Consider the following 20,576-nt stretch of genomic DNA (forward strand, 5'->3'; position numbering starts at 1 on the left):
ACCGTTTAATTTCAATGGGCACTGTAGGCGTCTGGTGGCGTCGGCGGCAGATTCTGCCGGGGCGTTAACCAAGCGGTGACGGTCCTGGCCGATGGTTCAGGCAGATCGGGAGCATGGATCATGAAGGTCACTGGCCCCTCGGGCGCAACATCGACGCAAGGCTCTCGGCCCGCCAAGGCGACGGGAGGCTTCAGCCTGCCGGCCAGCGGCGGAGCGACAGGGGCGGCTTCGGCCGCCGCGACAAGCTCGGCGTCCAGTGTGGCGGGGGTCTCGGCCCTGATGGCGCTTCAGGGGGTCGAGGACGCGACCGAACGACGGCGTCGGGCTATTCGCCGGGGCGGCGGGTTGCTGGATCGGCTCGACGAGCTGAAGCTGGCCATGCTGAACGGTCAGGACGGCGCTCCGGCGCTGGAACGACTGGCCCGAAGCCTGCGCGAAGAGCGGCCCGATGACGCCGACCCTGGTCTGAAGGGCGTGCTGGATCAGATCGATCTGCGCGCGGCCGTCGAGATGGCCAAGGCGGAAGCGGCGCAGGCGCGCGCTTAGGAAGTTGCGAAAAATGCAGTTGAAATAGCGGTTTCGACGGTCATGTGCGGACAATTTGCCACAGTGGCCGGGCGTTAATGAAGCTTTGCCAGATCACGGACTCGCGAACGCCATTGCCGCGACTCTCCGCCTTGCCTATACGGCCCATGCGCCGCAGGGGGGCGCAGACAAGATGAGCGTGAGTGCGATGAACGCATTAGCGTCTGTGATCGAAGGGGAATCGGTCATGTACCGGCCCACCGACGACGAGCCGTTTATGAACGAGCGGCAGCTGGCCTATTTCAAGGCCAAGCTTCTGGCGTGGAAGGATGACATCCTCCGCGAATCCAAGGGCACTGTCGTTAATCTGAAAGCCGAAACCGAGAACCATCCGGATCTGGTGGACCGGGCCTCGTCGGAATCCGACCGGGCGCTGGAACTTCGGACCCGCGACCGTCAGCGCAAGCTGATCTCCAAGATCGACGACGCCTTGCGCCGGATCGAGGACGGTTCCTACGGCTATTGCGAGGACACAGGCGAGCCGATCGGTCTGGGGCGGCTGGAAGCCCGCCCGACGGCGACCCTGTCGGTCGAGGCCCAGGAGCGGCACGAGCGCCGCGAACGGGTTCATCGCGACGACTGAGCGGCCGTCGCCGGCAAGGTGACGAAAAATTCGGGAAATGCCCCAAGTTGAGCCATGTTGCGATGCAATATGGGGCGGGTCGGCATGATTTTGCTGTCGATCCGCTAACTCTACCAAGGATTCTTCATGACCCGTTTTCTCGTCTCCCTGTCGGCTGTCAGCCTGTTGGCCCTGGGCGCCTGCGCTCAAACGCCCGCGCCGAATCTGGAGCCGGCGAAGCCTGTGGTCGGTCAGGTGGTCGAGAAGACCGTCTTCGTGGCGGCTGACGTCCAGCCCTGCACCGCTGGGGTGGCGCGCACGACCTGTCTGCAGGTGCGCGAAGCCGAGGATCAGCCCTGGACGCTGCACTACTTCGGCTATGAGGGCTTCCAGCATCAGCCGGGCGTGGAGTACCGCCTGCGCGTTCGCGGCACGCCCGTGGCCAACCCGCCGGCCGACGCCTCGTCCGTGCATTGGTCGTTGATCGAGATTCTGGACCAGAAGCCCAAGCGCTGATTGGGATTAGGCGCGGGCGTCTCTTGACTTCGATCGAGACGTGATCGACCTAGACCCCTGTCGGAACGGCGTCGCATCCTGCGGGGTGGGACGCCTTTTCGGCGTTTTCAAAGACTGGACGCTCTGCCCGGATCGCCAAGGTTCGCGGCGGGCCGCCCGGCCGCCTTCGCTTTCAGGCTCGCAGGATCCTCATGTCCGTCAAGGTTCGTTTCGCCCCGTCGCCCACGGGTAAGCTGCACGTCGGCAATGTCCGCACCGCTCTGGTGAACTGGCTGTTCGCCAAGGGGCAGGGCGGCGCGTTCGTTCTGCGCATCGACGACACCGACCTGGCGCGCTCGACGCAAGAGTATGAAGACGGAATCGAGACCGACCTGACCTGGCTGGGTCTGGCCTGGGACGAGCGTTACAACCAGTCCAAGCGGTTCGACCGTTATGAGGAGGCCGCCGCGCGCCTGAAGGCGTCGGGCCGTCTCTACGCCTGTTACGAGACTTCCGAGGAACTGGATCGCCGCCGCAAGGTGCAGCTGTCGCGGGGCCTACCGCCCATCTATGACCGCGCCGCCCTGCTGCTGACCGAGGCCGAGAAGGCCGCCTATGAGGCCGAGGGCCGCCGCCCGCACTGGCGCTTCAAGCTGGAAGGCAAGCGCGTCGCCTGGGAGGATCTGGCGCGTGGTCACGCCGAGGTGGACACCGCCTCGATGTCGGACCCGGTGCTGATCCGCGAGGACGGCCTGTTCCTCTATACCCTGCCGTCGGTCGTCGATGACATCGACATGGACATCACCCACATCATCCGGGGCGAGGACCACGTCACCAACACCGGGGCGCAGATCGAGATCTTTGAGGCCCTGAACGCCAAGGTGCCGGGCTTTGCTCACATGCCGCTGCTGGTCGGGGCAGACGGCGCGGCCCTGTCCAAGCGTCTGGGCTCGCTGTCGATCAGCGACATGCGCGACCAGGGCTATGAGCCGATCGCCATCACCAGCCACCTGGGCAAGATCGGCACCTCGGACAATCTGGAGGTCGCGCCGTCGGTCGAGGCCCTGGGCCAGGCCTTCGCCTTTTCCAAGATGGGCCGTTCGCCGGCGCGCTACGACACCGCCGACCTGGACCGTCTGAACGCCCAGGCTCTGCATGGGATGACCTATGCCGAGGCGCAGCCGCGTCTGGCGGCGCTGGGCGCTGATCTGGGCGAGGTGTTCTGGGACACGGTGCGGGGCAATCTGAACAAGTTCGCCGACGTGGCCGATATGGCCAGGATCGTCACGGGTCCGGTGACGCCGGTGATCGAGGACGCCGCCTTCGCCGCCGCTGCCTTGGAAGTCCTGCCCGAGGTCATCGACGCGGGCGCCTGGTCGGCGTGGACGGCGGCGGTGAAGGACAAGACCGGCGCCAAGGGCAAGGGCCTGTTCATGCCGCTGCGTCTGGCCCTGACCGGACAGGCGCACGGACCGGACATGGCGGCCATGGCGCCCCTGATCGGGCGCGAAGCCATCGTGCGTCGCCTGAAGGGCGAGGCGGGCTGAGCCTTCGAACTGATGTGGATACAAGAAAGGCCGCCTTCTCACGAAGGCGGCCTTTTTCGTTTCAGACCTGTGGCTGGATCAGCCGGCGTTGCAGGTCGCCAGGGCCTGTGCATCCAGGGCTTCGCCCTTGTAGCTGAAGGCCGTGACCGGGCCGAGCTTGGCGACCACACGGCGGCAGGCGCGGGCGGCGGGCTGGTTGGTTCCGCCCGAGGCGGTGCAGGACGCGCCTTCGCAGCGCCAGGCGGCGCCATCGACGATGACGCGGCCGGCCGGCGCCTTGGCCGCGTCGGCCAGGGTCAGGCTGGTGGCCGGGGCGTCGGCGAAGGCAGGGGTGGCCGCAAACAGAAGGGCGGCGGCGAGAAGAGCACGCATAGGCAAGTCTCCGAAATGGGTAGGGCGCACGCCCTTGTGACGCCATAGTCCGTTTTCTTTGGAAACTGTCAATGCGGTTTCGAGGTAACGGATCGGCGTTTACTGACCCACGTTTACTTACCGATGATCATGTTTCAAGTGCGGCGTATCGTCAGCCTTTTTCATGGCGATGACGGCTTCTTCGACAGTGTCGACGCTGATGTAGGCGTCGAGGAAACTGGCAGGCGTCATGCCTTCGCTCACGCTGTGACGGATCAGGGCGAAATAGTTTTCCCAGAAACCGTTCAGGTTCAGGAAGATGACCGGCTTGGCGTGCAGGTCCAGGCGCTTCCACGACAGCAGTTCGATGGCTTCTTCCAGGGTGCCGATGCCGCCCGGCGCCACGACGAAGACGTCAGATTGATCGTACATCAGCTGCTTGCGTTCGTGCATCGAGGTGACGACCACGGTCTCCACGTCGTCGAACAGACGTTCACGACTGCGCAAAAAGGCAGGCATGATGCCGACGACCCGGCCGCCAGCTTCGTGCGCCGCGCGGGCCGAGGCGCCCATCAGGCCCACGCCGCCGCCGCCATAGACCAGGCGCCATCCGGCCTCGGCCGTCGCCTTGCCGAAGGCGCTGGCGGCCTGGACGTACTGCGGATCAGCCCCGTCGGACGAACCGCAGAACAGGCAGACCGAACGGCCGTCGAAGGGGGCGATGGTGGCGGGCGGCAAAGACATGGGGCCTCGATACAGGAAGGAAGACAGGGCGGCGTCGGCCGCGCTATCTGAGGAGAACAGGCATATCGCTACGCGGGTCAGGATGAAACGTCGGATTGTTGTCGCAGGAATGGCGATCGTGCTTTCGCTTGCGGGTTGCAAGGCTGCGGTTGAACGCCCGAGCGGCGAAGCAGCCAGCGAAGAAGGCGGCTGGACGGCCGCGCCGCGTATTCGCGCTGTTGAACAGCAGCGCGAAGGTCTGGTGGTCAGGGGGGAAGCGTCCCCGGGGGCCCGGGTGGTGCTGCGAGGCGGCCCAGATACGGCCTATGCCGCAGCGGCGGACGTCGCCGGACGATTCGAACTGAGGATCGCCGCGTTGGAAACGGCCATGGTCCTGATTCCCGAGGTGCAGATTGGCCAGGATTCGACGCCGGGACGTGAACGGTTGCTGGTGGCGGACGAGGGGAGATTGGCGGCGCTTTTGATGGAGGGCGGCGCCAGTCGTCGTCTTTCGGCCGGACCTGCGCTGGACTCGATCGACGGCGACGGGCGCGGACTGGTGGCGAGCGGGCGCGCCGCCACAGGGACGCAGGTTCAGATCGCCCTGGAGGGCGGGCCGGAGGCGTCAGTCAGCGTGGATGACGGCGGGCGTTGGATCATGGCCTTGCCGAGCACCGCCGACCGCCCTGTGACGGTGACGGTGAACGGCGTGGCCTTTGCGTATCCGGGGCCAGCGAACAGGGAGAGCCTGGATCGGGTCGAGCGCGTTGGCGAAGGCTGGCGAATGACGCGGGCCTTGTCTTCGGCTGCACGCCAGACCAGCTGGTTCCCTGATGCCTGATTGTGCCACTTCAGGACAATTTACGTTTGATTAACCAAACCGGTTGAACAAGGTCATGTCTTCATTTTCTTCGAGGACACCCACCATCACCGAACGACTTTCGGCCCGGCGCACATGCACCGGGCCTTTTTTCTGTGACAGCTCGAGCCGCGATCAGTAGCGGCTGTGTCCATTTGTCTCTCGGCGCGAACAGACCATGCGTTGAGTTTGATATGCCGGATGCTAGAAAGCACGCATGGAACGACGCCATGCGACATCGCGATGGGGGCTCGCGCTGGTCGCGATGCTCTTTGCGCTGTTCGTTCGTCAGCCCGGCGATGAACGCTGTCGCCTGTGCAGTCGAAATGGACCCGGCCCATGTTTCGGCATCGGCTGACAAGGGCGAAACTCACAAGAGCGGCGGCGACGCCATGCATGGCGCTGGCGGCCACAGTCATTGCCATCATGGTCTGAAAGAGCCGTCCGAGTTGCAGGTTTCTTCTGCGATGGTTTTCGCTCCCGTTTCTCAGACGCCTGACGTGGACGACCGCAGCCCGTCATTTGCGCCCGAAGGCTTGATACGGCCTCCCAGAGCCTGACGCGATCCCCGCACGCCTGAAGCGTGCGCTTCGTTGTCAGATCATCTGGGAAGTTGAATCATGCTCTCTTCATATCGCCTACCGCCGCGTCTCGCGGCCGGTTGGGCGCTGGCCGCTGCGGCGGCCCTGTTCGCCGGCCCTGCCTGGGCCGACCCGGCGCCATCGTATGCTGTCTTGCTGGAACGGATCGGGCAGACACCGTCCGTTGTCGAAGCCGAAGCCCTGGGCGAAGCCGCCGAAGCGCGGGTCCGGCAGGCGCGCGCCCGGCCGAATCCGGCACTGTCCGTTGATATTGAGAACGTCGCCGGATCGGGGCCGTACGCCGGTTTCGACGGCGGTGATCTCAGTCTGTCGCTCACGCAGGGGTTGGAGCTGTGGGGGCGCAGGTCCGCTCGCGTGAACGTTGCCCGTGCGGAGTCGGACGCCGCCATCCTGCGGCGTGACCTGACGCTGACCGACACGGCGGCGCGGCTGGCCCTTGTCTACGCAGAGGCGGAAGCGGCCCAGCGTCGGGCGCTGCTGTCAGAAGAGGCCTTGTCCCTGGCCTTGGCTGATGCACGTGCGGCCCTGGCCCTGGTAGAGGAGGGGCGAGAGCCCCTTCTGCGCGGCATCCAGGCCGAAAGCGAGGCTGCGGCGGCGCGGGCGGCTCTGGACGAAGCTGAAGCGGAACGCGCAGCCGCCCTGGCGCGATTGAATGCGATCGCCATGTTGCCTGACCCGGCCACGTCGATCGAGACAAGTCTGCTGGATGCGTCCGCTGCCGGGCTTGCAGGAGAGGATCGGCTTTCCCCGGCTGTGCGTGTGGCCGAGGCCGAAGCCATTGTGGCCGGGCGACGCGTCGCCGTGGAACGCATCAACAGCCGTCCCGATGTGACAGCCAGCCTCGGAATGACGCGGTTCGGCGTGGAGGATCAGACGGCCCTGACCTTCGGCGTCAGTCTGCCTCTGCCCTTGTTCGACCGGAACCGGGGAAACATCGACGCCGCCCGCGCCGAGTTTCGCGCGGCGGAAGCGCGGGTGAGCCAGGCCCGTCAGCAGGCGAGCGCGGATCGATCGGCGGCTGTGGCCAGGCTGGGCTCATCTGGCAGTCGCGTCGCGGCGGCCGATGCGGGCGTGACCTCCGCCGAAGAGGCCTATCGCTTGTCGCGCATCGGCGCTGAGGCCGGCCGTATTTCGCAACTGGAGCTGCGCGCCGGACGCGCTGCCCTGATCAACGCGCGGTCTGCGGCCGTGGACGCTCGCCTGGCGAGGGTTCGCGCCGAGATCGACCTGGCGCGCCTGGAAGGCCGCGCTCCCTTTGAAGGAAAACACTGATGCTCAAGCTGTCATCCAACAGGAAGGCCCTGATCGCCGGCGCCGCAGTCCTCGGCCTGCTCGGAGCAGGCGGGCTGTATCTGACGCTTTCCCCGTCCGCTTCGGAGGCGCCTGTCCTCGACGAGGGCGAAACCCTTGCGCATGCGGCCCCCGAAGGCGTCATTGAATTGACGCCGGCGCAACAGCGTGCGGCAGGCGTCGAGGTCGTCGCCGTCGCCCGCGGCGGGGGCAGCGAAATCCGCCTGTCCGGCCGGGTGGAGCCCATGGTCGATGCTCGCGCTGCTGTTTCAGCGGCCGTCGGCGGTCGGGTGGAACGGGTGCTGGTCGCGCCGGGGCAGTCCGTGCGCGCGGGTCAGGCCCTGGCGGTGATGGTCAGCGGCGAGGCGGCCAGCCTAAGCGCCGAGGTCGACGCCGCCCAGGCCGCCGCCATCGCGGCGGAACAAGCGCATGACCGGGATGAGGATCTGGCCGACCTCGGCGTAGTGGCGCGTCGCGAAGCCGAGGTGTCCCATGCCCAGGCCGCAAGCGCGCAAGCGGTGGCGCGTGCTGCTCGCGCACGGGCGGCGGCGGCGGGTTCACCCAGCGCCTCGGGACGTTTCAACGTCGTCAGTCCGATCGCGGGCGTGGTCAGCTCAGTCCAGACCGGGCCCGGCGGGTTCATGCCCCAGGGCGGCGTCGTGGCCGAGGTCACCAATCCATCGCGGGTCGAGGTGGTGTTCAATGCGCCGGCCGCGCTGGCCTCAAGCGTGGGTGTGGGGGCGACTTTGCGGGTCAACGGCCCCCAGGGCGAGTTCGAGGCCGTAGTGACGGGCGTGGCGGCCGGCGCCGGTCGAGAAAGCGGGGCGACAGTCATCCGGGCGCGAACTGCAGGCGGCGGCTTGCCGCCGGCCGGCGCGGCGGTGGCGGGAGTCATCATCACTGGCGAATCGCTAGGCGGCTTCTTTGTGCCGTCCGAGGCGGTGCAGACCGTGGATGGAGGGGCCGTGGTCTTTGTTCAGGTTGACGGAGGTTTCCGCGCTCAACCCGTCCTCACGGGGCGACAGGCGGGGGGGCGAACCGAGATCCTTCGCGGTCTGACCGGGACCGAGCGCGTCGCTTCGACCAACGCCTTCCTGCTCAAGGCCGAACTGGCCAAGGGCGAAGCCGAGCACGGTCACTAGGGGAGGGCGATCATGTTCAAAATCATCATTGAGGCGTCCGTCCGCTTCCGCTGGTTCATCGTCCTGGCCACGACGCTGGTCGCGGCCTGGGGCCTGTTCCAGCTGACCAGGCTGCCGATCGACGCCGTGCCGGACATCACCAACCGCCAGGTGCAGATCAACACCGTGGCCCCGGCCCTGGCTCCCGAACAGATGGAGCGTCAGGTCACCTACCCGCTGGAAACGGCGATGGCGGGCATTCCGGGGATACAGAGCACCCGTTCCCTGACCCGCAACGGCTTCAGTCAGGTGACGGTCATCTTCACCGACGCCACCGACATCTACTTCGCCCGTCAGCAGGTGGCCGAACGAATGGCGCAGGCGCGCGAAAACCTGCCTGAGGGCGTCGAACCGGCGCTGGCCCCGATCACCACCGGCCTGGGCGAAGTCCTGATGTGGACCGTCGACCTCAAGCCCTTCGACGCAAAGACCGCACGGGCGGGCCGTCCCGGCTGGCAACCCGACGGCGCCTATCTGACGCCCGAGGGCGAGCGGCTGGACACGCCGCAGGCGCGGGCCACCTATCTGCGCACCGTGCAGGACTGGATCATCGCGCCCCGGATGCGGACCGCGCCCGGTCTGGCGGGCGTCGACGTCAACGGCGGCTATGTGAAGGAATACGCCGTCCGCCCCGATCCGGCGCGACTGGCTGGCTATGGCCTCAGCCTGAACGACCTGATCCAGGCGCTGGACCGCGCCAACACGCAAGCGGGCGCTGGCTATATCCAGCGTGCGGGCGAGGCCCTGACCGTGCGTACCGACGCCCTGGCCCAGACGGTCGAGGATCTGGCCCAGGCGCCCGTGGTCAACCGCAATGGTCTGGTGGTCCGGGTCGCCGATGTGGCGACGGTCGAGATCGGCCAGGCGCCGCGTCTGGGCGGGGCCAGCCGCGACGGTCATGAAGCGGTCATTGGCACCGCCCTGATGCTGGCGGGCGAAAACAGCCGCACCGTGGCCCAGGCCGCCGCCGAACGGCTGGAACAGATCAGCGCCAGCCTGCCGCCCGACATCGTGGCCGAGCCGGTGCTGAACCGCAGCGCCCTGGTCAACTCCACCATCAAGACCGTGGCCAAGAACCTGACCGAAGGGGCGCTGCTGGTTATCGTCGTGCTGTTCCTGCTGCTGGGGAACATCCGCGCGGCGACGATCACGGCCCTGATGATCCCGATCAGCTTCCTGTTCGCGGTCATCGGCATGAACCGTTTCGGCATCAGCGGAAACCTGATGAGTCTGGGGGCGCTGGACTTCGGCCTGCTGGTCGACGGCGCCGTGGTGGTGGTCGAGAACACCCTGCTGCGTCTGGGCCAGAAGCGCGCCGATCTGGGCCGCGCCCTGACCCGCAACGAACGGCTGGGCGTCGCCGCCTCGGCCGCGCGCCAGATGGTCAAGCCCGCCGCCTTCGGCCAGCTGATCATCCTGCTGGTCTTTACCCCCCTGTTGATGCTGGAAGGAGTCGAGGGCAAGACCTTCATTCCCATGGGCGCCACGGTCATGCTGGCCCTGGTCGGCGCCTTCATCTTCTCCTTCACCTTCGTCCCGGCGATGGCCGCCCTGCTGGTGAAAGAACCCAAGACCGTCCACGTCGACGAGAACGGCGAGGCGGAGGAGCACGAGACCTTCCTGCTGCGCCACGCGCGTCGCTGGATCGAACCGGCCATTCGCGCCGCCGTCTCGCATCCGAAGACGGTGCTGGCCTCGGCCTTCGGCGCCCTGCTGATCGGCGCCCTGGCCTTCACCCTGTTGGGGCGCGAGTTCATCCCGACGCTGGACGAAGGCGACATCGCCATGCAGGCGTTGCGCGTGCCCTCAGCCTCGCTGGAGCAGTCGCTCGCCATGCAGATGGCGCTGGAGCGCGCCATCAAGGCCCAGCCGGAGGTGAAGACCGTCTTCTCGCGCACCGGTACGGCCGAGGCGGCGGTGGACCCCATGCCGCCGAACATCTCGGACGCCGTCATCGTGCTGAAGAAGCACAAGGAATGGCCCGATCCGCGCCTGCCGAAGGAGGAGCTGATCGCCCGCATCGAGAAGGCCGCCTCGACCCAGTTGGGCAACGCCTTCGAGTTCAGCCAGCCGATTGAGCTGCGCTTCAACGAGCTGATCTCGGGCGTCCGGACCGATCTGGCGGTCATGGTCTATGGCGACGACTTCGCCCAGCTTCAGAAGACGGCCGATCAGGTGGCTGGCGCCCTGCGCGACACGCCGGGTTCGGCCGACGTGCGGGTGGAGCAGGCGTCCGGCCTGCCGACCCTGACGGTCAGCGTCGACCGCTTCGCCGCCGCCAACTACGGCCTGTCGGCGGCGGACGTGTCCGAAGCCGTCTCGGCGGCGATCGGCGGCGCCGAGGCCGGTCAGATCTTCGAGGGCGACCGCCGCTTCGACGTGGTGGTCCGCCTGTCGGACGCGGAACGCAACGATCCCGCCGCCCTGAACGCCCTGCCGGTCACGACGGCGACGGGGATGACGGTGCCCCTGTCCTCAGTCGCCCGTATTCAGGTGGCGGAAGGCCAGAACCAGATCAGCCGCAATGACGGCAGCCGCCGCATGGTGGTTCAGGCCAATGTGCGCGGCCGCGATCTGGGCGGCTTCGTCGCTGACGCCCAGAAACAGGTCGATCAGCAGGTCAGCCTGCCCGCAGGCTATTCGCTCAAATGGGGCGGCCAGTTCGAGAACCTGAAGCGGGCCGAGCAGCGTCTGGGTCTGGTCATCCCCGTGGTCTTCGTCCTGATCGGCATCCTGCTGTTCATGGCGTTAGGATCATTCGCGGAGGCGGGGCTGGTGTTCGCCTGCGTGCCTCTGGCGCTGGTCGGCGGGGCGCTGTCGCTGTTGCTGCGGGGGATGCCCTTCTCGGTCTCGGCGGCGGTTGGCTTCATCGCCGTGTCGGGCGTCGCGACCCTGAACGGCTTGGTGCTGATGCAGGCCATCCGTGAGCGGCTTCAGGCGGGTCAGGCCCCGCGAGACGCCGCCCTGTTCGGCGCCTTCAGCCGTCTGCGCGCGGTGCTGACGACGGCCCTGGTGGCCATTGTCGGCTTCATCCCCATGGCCATCGCCACCGGGGCGGGCGCCGAGGTGCAGAAGCCGTTGGCGACCGTGGTCATCGGCGGCCTTCTGACCGCCACCGCCCTGACGCTCTTGGTGCTGCCTACGTTTGCAGCCCTGACGGTCAGGCGTAATCGTATTGAGGGCGGCGAAGGTTGATGATGCGCCGGCGGCGGGGCTGCCCCGTCGCCGGTCAGGTCGAAGACGGTAGTTTTTCCGCTAGCTTCTTGCGGGCTCGCGCGATGCGGGTTTCGACGGCCTTGGGGGTGATGCCTAAAAGATCGGCGACCTGGGCATGGGATCGTCCTTTCAGGGCGGCCAGCAGAAGCGGTGCCTTCAGTGCGTCCGGTAGTTCGGCCAGGGCGTGCTGAAGGGCCTGGGCGCGCCGGCGATCATCCAGAGTCGATTCCATCAATGGCGTGTCGTCGTCTACAGTCAGGGCTTCAGGGGCATCCAGACCCATGATTCCCCGGACCACGCGACGCACGGCCCGACGCCGGCTCCAGTCTCGGCACTTGTTCAACGCAATTGCGCGCAGCCAGACATCAAACGGCCGCGCGGGGTCGTAGCGCTTCATGGCGAACCAGGCGGCTGCGTAGGTTTCCTGCAGAAGGTCCTGGGCGTCGTCGGCGGCGCCGACATAGCGACCCACGAAGCGATGCAGATCAGCCTTGGTCGCGGTCATCAGGGCGGTGAAGGCCGCCTGATCTCCGTTCGCGGCTTGCGTTTCAAGGCTTGGCTGGGAAGTCACGTGGGCCTAGCCGGCGTCCTGACTGAGGGCGTCGACCACGGCCTCGTCGAAGATCCGGGCCTGGGCCGGCGTCAGGACGGCGCGCATTTCAAAGACGTGGGCGATCGTGGCCTTTTGCAAGTCGCCCATGGCGACATGGAAATGATCAACGGCCGCCTGAACCTCGGGCGTGTCGCCCTTGCTGGCGGCGATGGCGGCGGCGAGTTCCCGATTGGCCTTGCGGACCTCCGCTTCCAGCGCCGGACGTCGCGCCGCGAAGCGGGCCTCAATGGCGTCAAGCGCGTGGTCCTGTTGCGCGGTCAGATCCAGCTTCTGATGAACAATGGCGTGCAGGTTGGCGGGTTGGCGTTCCCGCATGATCCATACAGCGCTTGTCCAGGTCACAGCGCCGCTGACAACAGCCGCCATGAGGGCGGTGAAAATGACGGACTTCCAGCCAGAGCTCATCGACGAGCATCCATGCCGGCGAGCGGCGACAGGCCCGAGGCAGCGACAGAGAAGATCCGCATTTCGGACGGCTGCGGTTTCGGCGCGAGCAGCATCAGGCTTCCGTTGGTCAGGCCGACGACCAGGGCCAGCGCCATGGCCGCGCCCTGGATGCGGCCCATGTGAGCCTCAGTCTTGCGCCGGTCGACCAGACTCCAGACCGCGTCTTCCAGATCATCCAGTTGCGGCTCATCGGACAGCCTTGTCCGGATCAGGTGTTCCATATCATCAGCCATAGCTCGCCTGCGTCTCTTGTTTGATCATACGCATCGCCGCCAGCCTTCCCTCACGGAGAGGAGTATGACGAGCGGAAACTGTCGAACGGACACCGATGGTCATGATCGGCGCCAGAAGCAGGTCTGAGATATGCAGGGATGGTCTATGTCGACCGGATGCTCAGCCCAGTAAAACCTAGACTAACCCCCCGAGTGGCTCCGCGGGTAGGATTCGAACCTACGACCAGCCGATTAACAGCGACCGTTCTCCTAGCTTCCGATCACCGCCGTTTGCACGCTGGAGCACGACACAAGCAATTGACTGTATTGACTAATTTCGAACCACCTCGCACCGTCGCGTAGTGCGGAGCGGTCATCCCAAGTTGACGTCCGGGGAAGAGTTCACCGTTCTAATACCGTTCTAAACGGGTCTGAAAACGCCGTTCTAACGCCCCTGGAGTCAGCAGATGAGCGACCCCAAACTCAACCTGACGGACCGCAATCTGATCGGCCTGGCCTACGCCCGCGAAGGCCAGTACCGCGTCCGCGACACCGAAACGCCCGGCTTCTTCGTCCTCATCGGCAGCCGCACGAAAAGCTTCATGATCCAGTCGGATCTGAGGGTCGAAAAGAAGCGCACCACCATCCGAATGAAGGTCGCCGAGGTCGGCGAGATTTCCGCTCGGGAGGCGCGGTCACGAGCCAAGGGACTGCTGGCTCGGATCGCCGCCGGCGAAGATCCGCGGCCTCCGCGCGTCGATCCGATCCCCGTTCTTCAGGACGCCGGCGTGCCGACGCTGCGGGAGGCCTGGGAACGCTTCAAAGCGTCCCACCTTGAGCGCAAGGGCCGTGCTCACGGCACCTTCCGCAACTATACGGACCACATGGAGCGGCTCTTCGCCGACTGGCTCGATCAGCCCTTGTCGGTCATCGGAGAAATGCCCCGCCTGCTGGCCGACCGCCACGACCACATCACCAGGAACCACGGTCCCGCCATCGCCAACGGCGCCGCGCGCAGCTTCCGGGCCGTCTACAATCACGCCCGCAAGACCTGCCGTCAGCTTCCGGCTGAGAATCCGGCGATCGGCGTCGATTGGAACCCGGATCGGCGCAGGAACACCGCCATGGGCGCGGCCGATCTGCCGGGTTGGTTCGAGCAGGCCGCCCTGATCCCCAATCCCATACGACGGGAGTTTCAACTGCTGACGCTGCTATCCGGCTCCCGGCCGGAGGCGCTGAAGAACGTCAGGGTGGAGGACCTCGATCTGCGCCGCCGCGTCATGCACATCCGTCTTCCGAAAGGCGGACCGGACAAGGCGTTCGATGTGCCGCTGTCACGGGCGATGCTGGAATCCATTTTCCGCCTGCGTCGGCTCGGTCCCGTCATCTATCCGCAGAGCGGCCGGGAGTGGTTGTTCCCGAGCGACGCGGCGTGCGGTCACATGACCGAACACAAGGAAAAGCGCGAGGTCCTAAGCCACTATGGAAACGACCTGCGCCAGACCTATCGGACCATCGGGCAGGCGGCGGAAGTGTCCGAGATCGACATGCACCTGCTGATGAACCACTCGCTGCCGGGCGTGAACGCCGGCTACATCACGCGATCCAAGCTGATGCGCGACCACCTGCGGGCCCAGCAGGAGAAGCTGTCGCAGTTCATCGTCGGATCCGCCGTGGGGCGAGGCAGGCGGCCCAGCGCCGAGCTCAGTCGTTGGTTGAACAGCACGAGCCGGATGATGCTGCAGGAGCTGTTGGACGAGCATCCGGATACGGCCCGGCTGAGGGCGGGGCCGAGATCCGCGCTGCGCAGACTCGAAGTGCAGGCAGCGCGGATGGCGGTGCACGAACTGCCTGGAGCTCTGCTCGACGCCCCGTCACGCAGAAGTCGACGCTACGCCTAGGCTATCGCAGGACATCATCTCGGGCCTGCAGCTCGAGGCGTGCGGCGACCGAAACTGACGTATCGTCCAGGCAGATCAAGCGATGCGGATGAGGCGCGGCTGGGATCGCGCCTTCGTCGATGAGATCGGGAGTGTTAGGAGACCCTGGCCCGCTGATCATCATTATGCCGAGGTCCTATCGCCGATCGGACGGCGGCCGTGCGTCGAATCGATTTCCTAGGCAGGATGGAGTTTATGTCTTACCGTTTGATCGATCTGTTTTCCGGTGCGGGCGGCATGTCGCTCGGCTTCGCTCGAGAAGGCATCGAGTCGATCCTGGCGCTCGACAACGATGCAGCGGCCATCGGCACCCACAAGGCGAACTTCCCCGGGGAAGCCTATTGCGCCAACATCGAAGACTGGCTGGAGACGGCTGAGGTGCCTGAAGCCGACGTCGTCATCGGCGGTCCGCCCTGTCAGGGGTTCAGCCTCCTGAACAAGAAGCGGGACGGGGATAGCCGTCGAGCGCTTTGGGAGCCCTATCTCGAGATCGCCAATCGTTCGAATGCGCGGGTCTTCATTATGGAGAACGTCGCCGAACTATTCCGGTCGCCGGAGCTGGATGCGATCAAATCCAAGGCGCTGGAATTCGGGTTCGAGACCAAGGCTGCCATCGTCAATGCCGCCGACTACGGCGCACCGCAGACGCGCCGCCGGACCATCGTCGTCGGTTGGCGCCGGATCGCCGAGCCGGACTTCCCCCCGCGCCCGACCCATGCGGAGCCGAACAAGGGGCTCAATCTTCCACCCTGGCGCACCGTCCGCCAGGCCATCGGCGACCTCCCTAAGCCGATCGGCACCGAGATCGGCGTCGGCGCCCCCATGGATCTTCATTTCGGACGGACCCCGACCGCCCGCAGCATCGCCCGCTATAAGGTGGTGCCGCCCGGCGGCAACCGCTTCGACCTGCAGCGCATCGCGCCGGAACTGACGCCGGCCTGCTGGATCCGCAAGACCTCGGGGGGAACGGATTTGTTCGGCCGTCTCTGGTGGGATCGCCCGTCGGTCACCATCCGCACCGAGTTCTTCAAGCCCGAGAAGGGCCGCTACCTTCATCCGGATCAAGACCGGCCGATCACGCATCGCGAAGCGGCGCGTCTGATGGGCTTTCCTGATGATTTCCGGTTTGTCGGCAACAAGACGCAGATCGCGCGCCAGATCGGCAATGCCGTGCCGCCCGACCTGGCGGCCGCGCTCGGCCGGATGGTGATGCGTATGCTCAATCCTTTGGCAATGAGCGCCTGACCCCTTGAGCGATCCGCTTTCCCTTCTGCCGATGGACCGTTCGAACGAAGTCGCGCGGCTTAAGGAGATGTTGGACGCCTTCGCTGCGCGCCTTGAGGGCGCGGACCTGCGTGATCAGGTGCGCAGTCTGGTCCCGGTCTTTCACGAACTGCGCGCCTTGGGCGTCAGCCTGCTGCCCGAGGCGAAGACTTCCGCGCGGGAGCGGATCATCGGCTATCTCCGGCGCTATCCGATGACGCTGATCGACGGGGATGAACTTCTCGTCGTGTCCGGCATCGGGGAATGGGCCCGCCGCGTCCGCGAGCTTCGCGTCCAATTCGGCTGGTGGATCTATACCGGCATGACACTGAGGGAGCTCGCCGAGGAGAACCCTGAGGCGGCGCAAGAACTGACGGCGGCGTTGGGGGTCGAACTGGATGCGATCCGACCCGACCACTACTTCCTCGCGCGCGCCGAACAGGATCGTGACGCCGCGCATCGCTGGAACCTGCTCAACACCATCCGCAAGGAGAAGTGGGGCGTAAAGGCGAAGATCCTGGCCTATCTGCGGGCCAATGTCGGCGCGCCGGTGACGCTGGAGGAGCTGCGCTACCTGGCCGGCGACAAGAGTGAATGGGCCCGCCGCGTCCGTGAACTCCGCACCGAGGATGGGTGGCCGATCTTCACTCGGATGCAGGGGCGTCCGGATCTGCCGGTGGGGAGCTATGTCCTGGACGAGGATAAACAGGCCCCCGAACATGATCGACGTATTCCGGACGACGTGCGCGTCGCCGTCCTCGAGCGCGACGGCTTCGCCTGCCGTCACTGCGGTTGGACGCGGGCTCAGTTGCGGCCGGAGGATCCGCGCAAATTCCTCGAGCTGCACCATGTGACGCATCACAAGGACGGCGGAGCCAATACGGTCGATAATCTGGTGACGCTGTGCAACGTCCACCACGATCAGGTTCACGCCGGAAAACTTGTCGCGCCGGATCCCGCACGGACGGACTGACGATGGTCGATAAGCTCGACCCTGTGCGGCGCAGCGCCAATATGGCGAGGGTTAGGGGCAAGGACACCGGTCCTGAGCTGCGCGTGCGTCGCACCGCACACCGCATCGGGCTGCGTTTCCGGCTCCATCGCAAGGATCTGCCCGGAAGGCCGGATCTCGTCTTTCCCAAACATCGGCTGGCGGTCTTCGTCCATGGCTGTTTCTGGCATCGGCATCCGGGATGTCCACGAGCAAGCATGCCGTCCACGCGGCTCGATTTCTGGGAGGCCAAGTTCGCCGCGAATGTTGAACGGGACGCCCGCCAGGCAGCCGCTCTTGAGGCGCAGGGCTGGAGGGTGCTCGTGCTGTGGGAATGCGGGCTCAAGGATGAAGCGCTCGTCGAAACGGCGCTGCGCGAAGCCGTCTTCGCGGCAAGGCCGGCTTCGGATAGAGTTCCGCACAAGGAGACGACGCAATGACCACGCCTCGGTTGCCGGAAGGCGAGTACCCCTTTGCAAGTGCGCGCTTTCCATTGTCCGAAATGGCGATGATGGAGGCTCCGGCGGACCTCGAGCGTTTGCTTAAGAAGGCGGCGGAAGAGAACGGGATGGAGATCATCCGCGATGATCCCGTGGAGCTGACCTGCCGCGCGCCGGGCTTTCCCGATGCGACCTTCTTGGCTTGGTTGCCGTCCGACAGCGACCGCCTGCACATTCTTGCCCCCAAGGATAAGGTGCGCGGCAGAGCTTAGGAGGTAGCGGGCAGGCTTGGAGCGCGAGGTCGGGCAGGCGGTATGCCGTCGATGCGCCGACCTGGAAGTGGGGACAGCGGTCGTCATGACTGAAGGTCCTCGATCAGCTTGAGCATCTCGTGCAGCTTGTCGCGTGCACCGGACAGCCTGCGGGCCGTCACCAGCTCCTGGCGACCGGCGAGTTGCAGGATGGTCTCCAGAACCTCGTCCGATCGCCCCATCAGGATGACAAGGTTTTCGCCGCTGGGCGCATTGCGAGCTTCGAACCAGTTGCGGACGGCGCGTTCGTTCGCGCCGGTGATCCGGACCACTTGTTTAACCGATCCGGGGACGGCTCCGAACTCCCGCCGGAGCGCGCCGGCGACGGCCTCGGCGAACCGGTCGACATGATCGGAGGCGGGGGGCGGAAGAATACTTCTTCCGTTATTCGACCGAAGTTTTCGGTCGTTCTGTGTAGACGACATTCAGGGCTCCTCATCGCTAGCTTGACTGCGAAGCCAACTGACGAGGACCGAGACGCCCGAGAAGGCGTGTGACCCTGAATGAACAAAGCAACAATCAGCACCGTCGGCCCTGAACCCGCGCGCTCGATCCGGGCCGCCCAGTATGTGCGGATGTCCACCGAGCATCAGAAATACTCGACCGAAAATCAGGCGGAGATCATCGCCCGATACGCCGCCCAGCGCGGTTTCGAAATCGTCGAGACCTATGCAGACAACGGCAAGAGCGGCCTGAGACTGGACGGCCGCGACGCGCTCAAGCGTCTGATCGCCGACGTTCAGACGGGGCGGACCGACTTCGAGGTCGTGCTGGTCTACGACGTCAGCCGCTGGGGCCGGTTCCAGGACGCCGACGAGAGCGCCTACTACGAGTTCCTGTGTCGCGAGGCGGGCATCAGCATCCACTACTGCGCTGAGCAGTTCGAGAACGACGGCAGCCTCAGCGCCACCATCATCAAGAGCATGAAGCGGGCGATGGCCGGCGAGTACAGCCGCGAGCTCTCGGTCAAGGTATTCACCGGCCAGTGCCGTCTGATCGGCCTTGGATACCGCCAGGGCGGGCCGGCGGGATACGGCCTGCGGCGACAGCTGGTGGATGAGCAGCGGCGGCCCAAGGCGACGCTTACTCGGGGGGAGCACAAAAGCCTGCAGACCGACCGCGTGGTTCTGACGCCGGGACCTGCCGACGAGATCGACGTCGTCCAACGCATCTATCGGATGTTCGTGCTGAACCGCCGCTCCGAACGTGAGATCGCGGCCCTGTTGAACGGCGAAGGCTTGGTGACTGACCTGGGCCGTTCGTGGACTCGCGGCGTGGTCCACCAGATTCTGACCAATGAGAAATACATCGGCAACAATGTCTACAACCGCGTGTCCTTCAAACTGAAGAACAAGCGGGTGGTCAATGCGCCGGACATGTGGGTGCGGGCTGACGGTGCGTTCGAGGGCATCGTCGATCCGGATTTCTTCGCAGCGGCGCAGCGCATCATCGCCGAGCGTTGCCGTCGCTATACCGACACTGAGATGCTGGAGCGGCTGACCGAACTGCTCGAGCGTCGGGGATGTCTGTCCGGTCTCATCATCGACGAGCTGGAGGATATGCCGTCCAGTTCGACCTATCGACAGAGGTTCGGAAGTCTGATGCGGGCCTATGAGCTGGTCGGCTGGTCTCCGTCGCGCGACTACCGCTTTCTGGAGACCAATCGCTTCCTGCGGACCCTCCATCCGGAGGTGGTGTCGGGAACAGTCGCAGAGATCGAGCGCCTGGGCGGCGCCGTCAGGGTCGATCCCGTCACCGACCTGCTCACCATCAATGAGGAGTTCACCGCCTCCCTGGCGATCGTGCGATCCACCCGTACGACTGCAGGCGACCTGCGATGGAAGATCAGGCTCGACGCTGGTCTCAAGCCGGACATCACCATCGCGGTGCGGATGGACGGCGCCAACGCCGCCGTCCGGGACTACTATCTTCTTCCCTGGATCGATCTGGGAGCGCTCGACCGGGTTCGGCTGGCGGAGGCGAATGCGGTGTCGCTGGACGCCTACCGGTTCGACGATCTCGACCGTTTCTTCGAACTCACCGGCCGTACCGCCCTGAGGAGCGCCGCATGAATCCCGTCCTTCCCGAAATCCGTTCCGTGCCGGTCGCGGCCATCACCATCCTCAATCCGCGCGTGCGCAACCGGCGTATCTTCGAGGAGCTCGTCGACAGCATCGCCAACTTGGGGCTCAAGAAGCCGATTACGGTGAGCCCGCGCGAGGACGGCGGCTATGACCTCATCTGCGGCCAGGGACGGCTGGAGGCCTTCATCGCCCTGGGTCAGGCTGAAATCCCGGCGGTGATCGCCGAGGCCTCGCCGGAGGACTGCTATGTCATGAGCTTGGTGGAAAACCTCGCCCGCCGCCAGCACCGGCCCCTGGAGCTCGTGCGCGAGATCGGCGCCTTGAAGACCCGGGGCTATTCCACCCAGGAGATCGCCGCCAAAACCGACTCCAGTCCCGAATGGGTCTGGGCCATCTGCTTCCTCCTGGACAACGGCGAGGAGCGGCTGGTCGCCGCTGTCGAGCGCGGGCTTATTCCGCCTTCGGTCGCCGTGGAGATCGCCAAGGCCGGGGACGGGGAGGTGCAGGCGGCCTTGGCCGACGCCTATGAGCAGAAGGCCCTGCCGGGAAACCAGGTGCTCGCCATCCGGCGGATCATCGAGCAACGCCGCACCAGCGGCAAGGCCGGTCTGAGCGGGACAAGGGGGCCGCGACCCAACCGGCCGGTGACAGCCGATGCATTGGTTCGGGCCTACCGTCGCGAAACCGACCGTCAGAAGCTTCTGGTGAAAAAGGCCGCCCTGGCACAGAGCCGCCTGCTGTTCGTCGTCAACGGCCTGAAACAGCTGCTGGACGACGAACATTTCGTGACGCTGCTGCGCGCTGAAGCCATGCACACCCTTCCCAGACCGCTGGCTCAGCGGCTCGGCCGTGCGGAGAACTGAG

General features: G+C 65.8%; 21 protein-coding genes. 15 read left to right on the top strand and 6 right to left on the bottom strand.

What is annotated here, in order from left to right; genetic code table 11:
• Positions 1–120 precede the first annotated feature (120 nt).
• From IFE19_RS07495 to gltX, 4 genes are all read left to right on the top strand, one after another.
• On the top strand, positions 121–546 hold the full coding sequence (locus IFE19_RS07495; RefSeq protein ID WP_207826900.1) for a flagellar assembly protein FliX: 426 nt from the start codon (positions 121–123) through the stop codon (positions 544–546).
• A 226-nt stretch (positions 547–772) separates the two neighbouring features.
• Positions 773–1,168 carry an RNA polymerase-binding protein DksA gene (dksA, locus tag IFE19_RS07500; protein WP_207826901.1) on the top strand — a complete coding sequence of 132 codons (396 nt, stop codon included), beginning with the start codon at positions 773–775 and terminating at the stop codon, positions 1,166–1,168.
• 126 nt (positions 1,169–1,294) lie between these two features.
• The gene (locus IFE19_RS07505; protein WP_207826902.1) at positions 1,295–1,663 is read left to right on the top strand and encodes a DUF4377 domain-containing protein; all 369 of its coding nucleotides are present in this window, start codon (positions 1,295–1,297) and stop codon (positions 1,661–1,663) included.
• 191 nt (positions 1,664–1,854) lie between these two features.
• Positions 1,855–3,189: a glutamate--tRNA ligase gene (gltX, locus tag IFE19_RS07510; protein WP_207826905.1), complete on the top strand. Its 1,335-nt coding sequence runs from the start codon at positions 1,855–1,857 to the stop codon at positions 3,187–3,189.
• Positions 3,190–3,267: 78 nt separating this feature from the next.
• On the opposite strand, the gene IFE19_RS07515 is transcribed toward gltX, so the two are convergent.
• Both IFE19_RS07515 and IFE19_RS07520 read right to left on the bottom strand, forming a co-directional pair.
• Entirely contained in the window at positions 3,268–3,561 is a 294-nt protein-coding gene (locus IFE19_RS07515) for a CC_3452 family protein (RefSeq protein WP_207826906.1), read from the bottom strand.
• Between the two features lie 117 nt (positions 3,562–3,678).
• Positions 3,679–4,284: an LOG family protein gene (locus tag IFE19_RS07520; RefSeq protein ID WP_207826908.1), complete on the bottom strand. Its 606-nt coding sequence runs from the start codon at positions 4,282–4,284 to the stop codon at positions 3,679–3,681.
• On the opposite strand from IFE19_RS07520, the gene IFE19_RS07525 reads away from it, so the two are divergent.
• From IFE19_RS07525 to IFE19_RS07540, 4 genes are all read left to right on the top strand, one after another.
• Complete coding sequence (locus tag IFE19_RS07525; RefSeq protein ID WP_225910449.1) at positions 4,262–5,104, top strand: hypothetical protein; 843 nt, start codon at positions 4,262–4,264, stop codon at positions 5,102–5,104. The genes IFE19_RS07520 and IFE19_RS07525 overlap by 23 nt on opposite strands.
• A gap of 638 nt (positions 5,105–5,742) precedes the next feature.
• Entirely contained in the window at positions 5,743–6,996 is a 1,254-nt protein-coding gene (locus IFE19_RS07530) for a TolC family protein (protein WP_207826910.1), read from the top strand.
• Entirely contained in the window at positions 6,996–8,156 is a 1,161-nt protein-coding gene (locus tag IFE19_RS07535; RefSeq protein WP_207826912.1) for an efflux RND transporter periplasmic adaptor subunit, read from the top strand. Before IFE19_RS07530 ends, IFE19_RS07535 begins: the two co-directional genes overlap by 1 nt.
• Positions 8,157–8,168: 12 nt before the next feature.
• On the top strand, positions 8,169–11,390 hold the full coding sequence (locus IFE19_RS07540) for an efflux RND transporter permease subunit (RefSeq protein WP_207826914.1): 3,222 nt from the start codon (positions 8,169–8,171) through the stop codon (positions 11,388–11,390).
• Positions 11,391–11,424: 34 nt separating this feature from the next.
• Here the strand turns inward: IFE19_RS07540 and IFE19_RS07545 are convergent, their stop codons facing one another.
• The 3 genes from IFE19_RS07545 to IFE19_RS07555 all read right to left on the bottom strand — a co-directional run bounded on the left by IFE19_RS07545 (position 11,425) and on the right by IFE19_RS07555 (position 12,704).
• A complete protein-coding gene (locus tag IFE19_RS07545) occupies positions 11,425–11,916 on the bottom strand; it encodes an RNA polymerase sigma factor (RefSeq protein ID WP_207826916.1) in 492 nt (163 codons plus the stop codon).
• Positions 11,917–11,988: 72 nt separating this feature from the next.
• Complete coding sequence (locus IFE19_RS07550; RefSeq protein WP_207826918.1) at positions 11,989–12,429, bottom strand: Spy/CpxP family protein refolding chaperone; 441 nt, start codon at positions 12,427–12,429, stop codon at positions 11,989–11,991.
• On the bottom strand, positions 12,426–12,704 hold the full coding sequence (locus tag IFE19_RS07555) for a hypothetical protein (protein WP_207826920.1): 279 nt from the start codon (positions 12,702–12,704) through the stop codon (positions 12,426–12,428). The genes IFE19_RS07550 and IFE19_RS07555 overlap by 4 nt, the downstream gene beginning before the upstream one ends.
• A gap of 446 nt (positions 12,705–13,150) precedes the next feature.
• Between IFE19_RS07555 and IFE19_RS07560 the strand changes: the two genes are divergently transcribed.
• The 5 genes from IFE19_RS07560 (at position 13,151) to IFE19_RS07580 (ending at position 17,589) form a co-directional block, all read left to right on the top strand.
• Entirely contained in the window at positions 13,151–14,584 is a 1,434-nt protein-coding gene (locus IFE19_RS07560; protein WP_207826923.1) for an integrase arm-type DNA-binding domain-containing protein, read from the top strand.
• Positions 14,585–14,818: 234 nt separating this feature from the next.
• Positions 14,819–15,868: a DNA cytosine methyltransferase gene (locus IFE19_RS07565; protein WP_207826925.1), complete on the top strand. Its 1,050-nt coding sequence runs from the start codon at positions 14,819–14,821 to the stop codon at positions 15,866–15,868.
• 4 nt (positions 15,869–15,872) lie between these two features.
• On the top strand, positions 15,873–16,859 hold the full coding sequence (locus tag IFE19_RS07570) for an HNH endonuclease (protein ID WP_207826927.1): 987 nt from the start codon (positions 15,873–15,875) through the stop codon (positions 16,857–16,859).
• Positions 16,860–16,861: 2 nt separating this feature from the next.
• The gene (locus IFE19_RS07575; protein WP_207826928.1) at positions 16,862–17,317 is read left to right on the top strand and encodes a very short patch repair endonuclease; all 456 of its coding nucleotides are present in this window, start codon (positions 16,862–16,864) and stop codon (positions 17,315–17,317) included.
• Positions 17,314–17,589: a hypothetical protein gene (locus tag IFE19_RS07580; protein WP_207826930.1), complete on the top strand. Its 276-nt coding sequence runs from the start codon at positions 17,314–17,316 to the stop codon at positions 17,587–17,589. Before IFE19_RS07575 ends, IFE19_RS07580 begins: the two co-directional genes overlap by 4 nt.
• Before the next feature lie 83 nt (positions 17,590–17,672).
• Here the strand turns inward: IFE19_RS07580 and IFE19_RS07585 are convergent, their stop codons facing one another.
• Positions 17,673–18,053, bottom strand: coding sequence for a hypothetical protein (locus IFE19_RS07585; protein WP_207826932.1), 381 nt, complete (start codon positions 18,051–18,053; stop codon positions 17,673–17,675).
• 78 nt (positions 18,054–18,131) lie between these two features.
• Here IFE19_RS07585 and IFE19_RS07590 point away from each other — a divergent pair, with 78 nt between their 5' ends.
• Complete coding sequence (locus IFE19_RS07590) at positions 18,132–19,700, top strand: recombinase family protein (RefSeq protein ID WP_207826934.1); 1,569 nt, start codon at positions 18,132–18,134, stop codon at positions 19,698–19,700.
• Entirely contained in the window at positions 19,697–20,575 is an 879-nt protein-coding gene (locus IFE19_RS07595; RefSeq protein ID WP_207826936.1) for a plasmid partitioning protein RepB C-terminal domain-containing protein, read from the top strand. Before IFE19_RS07590 ends, IFE19_RS07595 begins: the two co-directional genes overlap by 4 nt.
• The last annotated feature ends 1 nt before the right edge of the window (position 20,576 follow it).

It is taken from the genome of Brevundimonas pondensis (assembly GCF_017487345.1).
Taxonomy (GTDB): Bacteria; Pseudomonadota; Alphaproteobacteria; order Caulobacterales; family Caulobacteraceae; genus Brevundimonas; species Brevundimonas pondensis.

What these genes read in the sequence shown, in the direction of transcription:
- IFE19_RS07595 (WP_207826936.1), top strand. Translation starts at nt 19,697, where the DNA reads ATGAATCCCGTCCTTCCCGAAATCCGTTCCGTGCCGGTCGCGGCCATC.
- IFE19_RS07505 (WP_207826902.1), top strand. Translation starts at nt 1,295, where the DNA reads ATGACCCGTTTTCTCGTCTCCCTGTCGGCTGTCAGCCTGTTGGCCCTG.
- IFE19_RS07590 (WP_207826934.1), top strand. Translation starts at nt 18,132, where the DNA reads ATGAACAAAGCAACAATCAGCACCGTCGGCCCTGAACCCGCGCGCTCG.
- IFE19_RS07580 (WP_207826930.1), top strand. Translation starts at nt 17,314, where the DNA reads ATGACCACGCCTCGGTTGCCGGAAGGCGAGTACCCCTTTGCAAGTGCG.
- IFE19_RS07530 (WP_207826910.1), top strand. Translation starts at nt 5,743, where the DNA reads ATGCTCTCTTCATATCGCCTACCGCCGCGTCTCGCGGCCGGTTGGGCG.
- IFE19_RS07575 (WP_207826928.1), top strand. Translation starts at nt 16,862, where the DNA reads ATGGTCGATAAGCTCGACCCTGTGCGGCGCAGCGCCAATATGGCGAGG.
- dksA (WP_207826901.1), top strand. Translation starts at nt 773, where the DNA reads ATGTACCGGCCCACCGACGACGAGCCGTTTATGAACGAGCGGCAGCTG.
- IFE19_RS07535 (WP_207826912.1), top strand. Translation starts at nt 6,996, where the DNA reads ATGCTCAAGCTGTCATCCAACAGGAAGGCCCTGATCGCCGGCGCCGCA.
- IFE19_RS07565 (WP_207826925.1), top strand. Translation starts at nt 14,819, where the DNA reads ATGTCTTACCGTTTGATCGATCTGTTTTCCGGTGCGGGCGGCATGTCG.
- IFE19_RS07520 (WP_207826908.1), bottom strand. Translation starts at nt 4,284, where the DNA reads ATGTCTTTGCCGCCCGCCACCATCGCCCCCTTCGACGGCCGTTCGGTC.
- IFE19_RS07525 (WP_225910449.1), top strand. Translation starts at nt 4,262, where the DNA reads ATGGTGGCGGGCGGCAAAGACATGGGGCCTCGATACAGGAAGGAAGAC.
- IFE19_RS07585 (WP_207826932.1), bottom strand. Translation starts at nt 18,053, where the DNA reads ATGTCGTCTACACAGAACGACCGAAAACTTCGGTCGAATAACGGAAGA.
- gltX (WP_207826905.1), top strand. Translation starts at nt 1,855, where the DNA reads ATGTCCGTCAAGGTTCGTTTCGCCCCGTCGCCCACGGGTAAGCTGCAC.
- IFE19_RS07540 (WP_207826914.1), top strand. Translation starts at nt 8,169, where the DNA reads ATGTTCAAAATCATCATTGAGGCGTCCGTCCGCTTCCGCTGGTTCATC.
- IFE19_RS07495 (WP_207826900.1), top strand. Translation starts at nt 121, where the DNA reads ATGAAGGTCACTGGCCCCTCGGGCGCAACATCGACGCAAGGCTCTCGG.
- IFE19_RS07545 (WP_207826916.1), bottom strand. Translation starts at nt 11,916, where the DNA reads ATGACCGCGACCAAGGCTGATCTGCATCGCTTCGTGGGTCGCTATGTC.
- IFE19_RS07550 (WP_207826918.1), bottom strand. Translation starts at nt 12,429, where the DNA reads ATGAGCTCTGGCTGGAAGTCCGTCATTTTCACCGCCCTCATGGCGGCT.
- IFE19_RS07515 (WP_207826906.1), bottom strand. Translation starts at nt 3,561, where the DNA reads ATGCGTGCTCTTCTCGCCGCCGCCCTTCTGTTTGCGGCCACCCCTGCC.
- IFE19_RS07555 (WP_207826920.1), bottom strand. Translation starts at nt 12,704, where the DNA reads ATGGCTGATGATATGGAACACCTGATCCGGACAAGGCTGTCCGATGAG.
- IFE19_RS07560 (WP_207826923.1), top strand. Translation starts at nt 13,151, where the DNA reads ATGAGCGACCCCAAACTCAACCTGACGGACCGCAATCTGATCGGCCTG.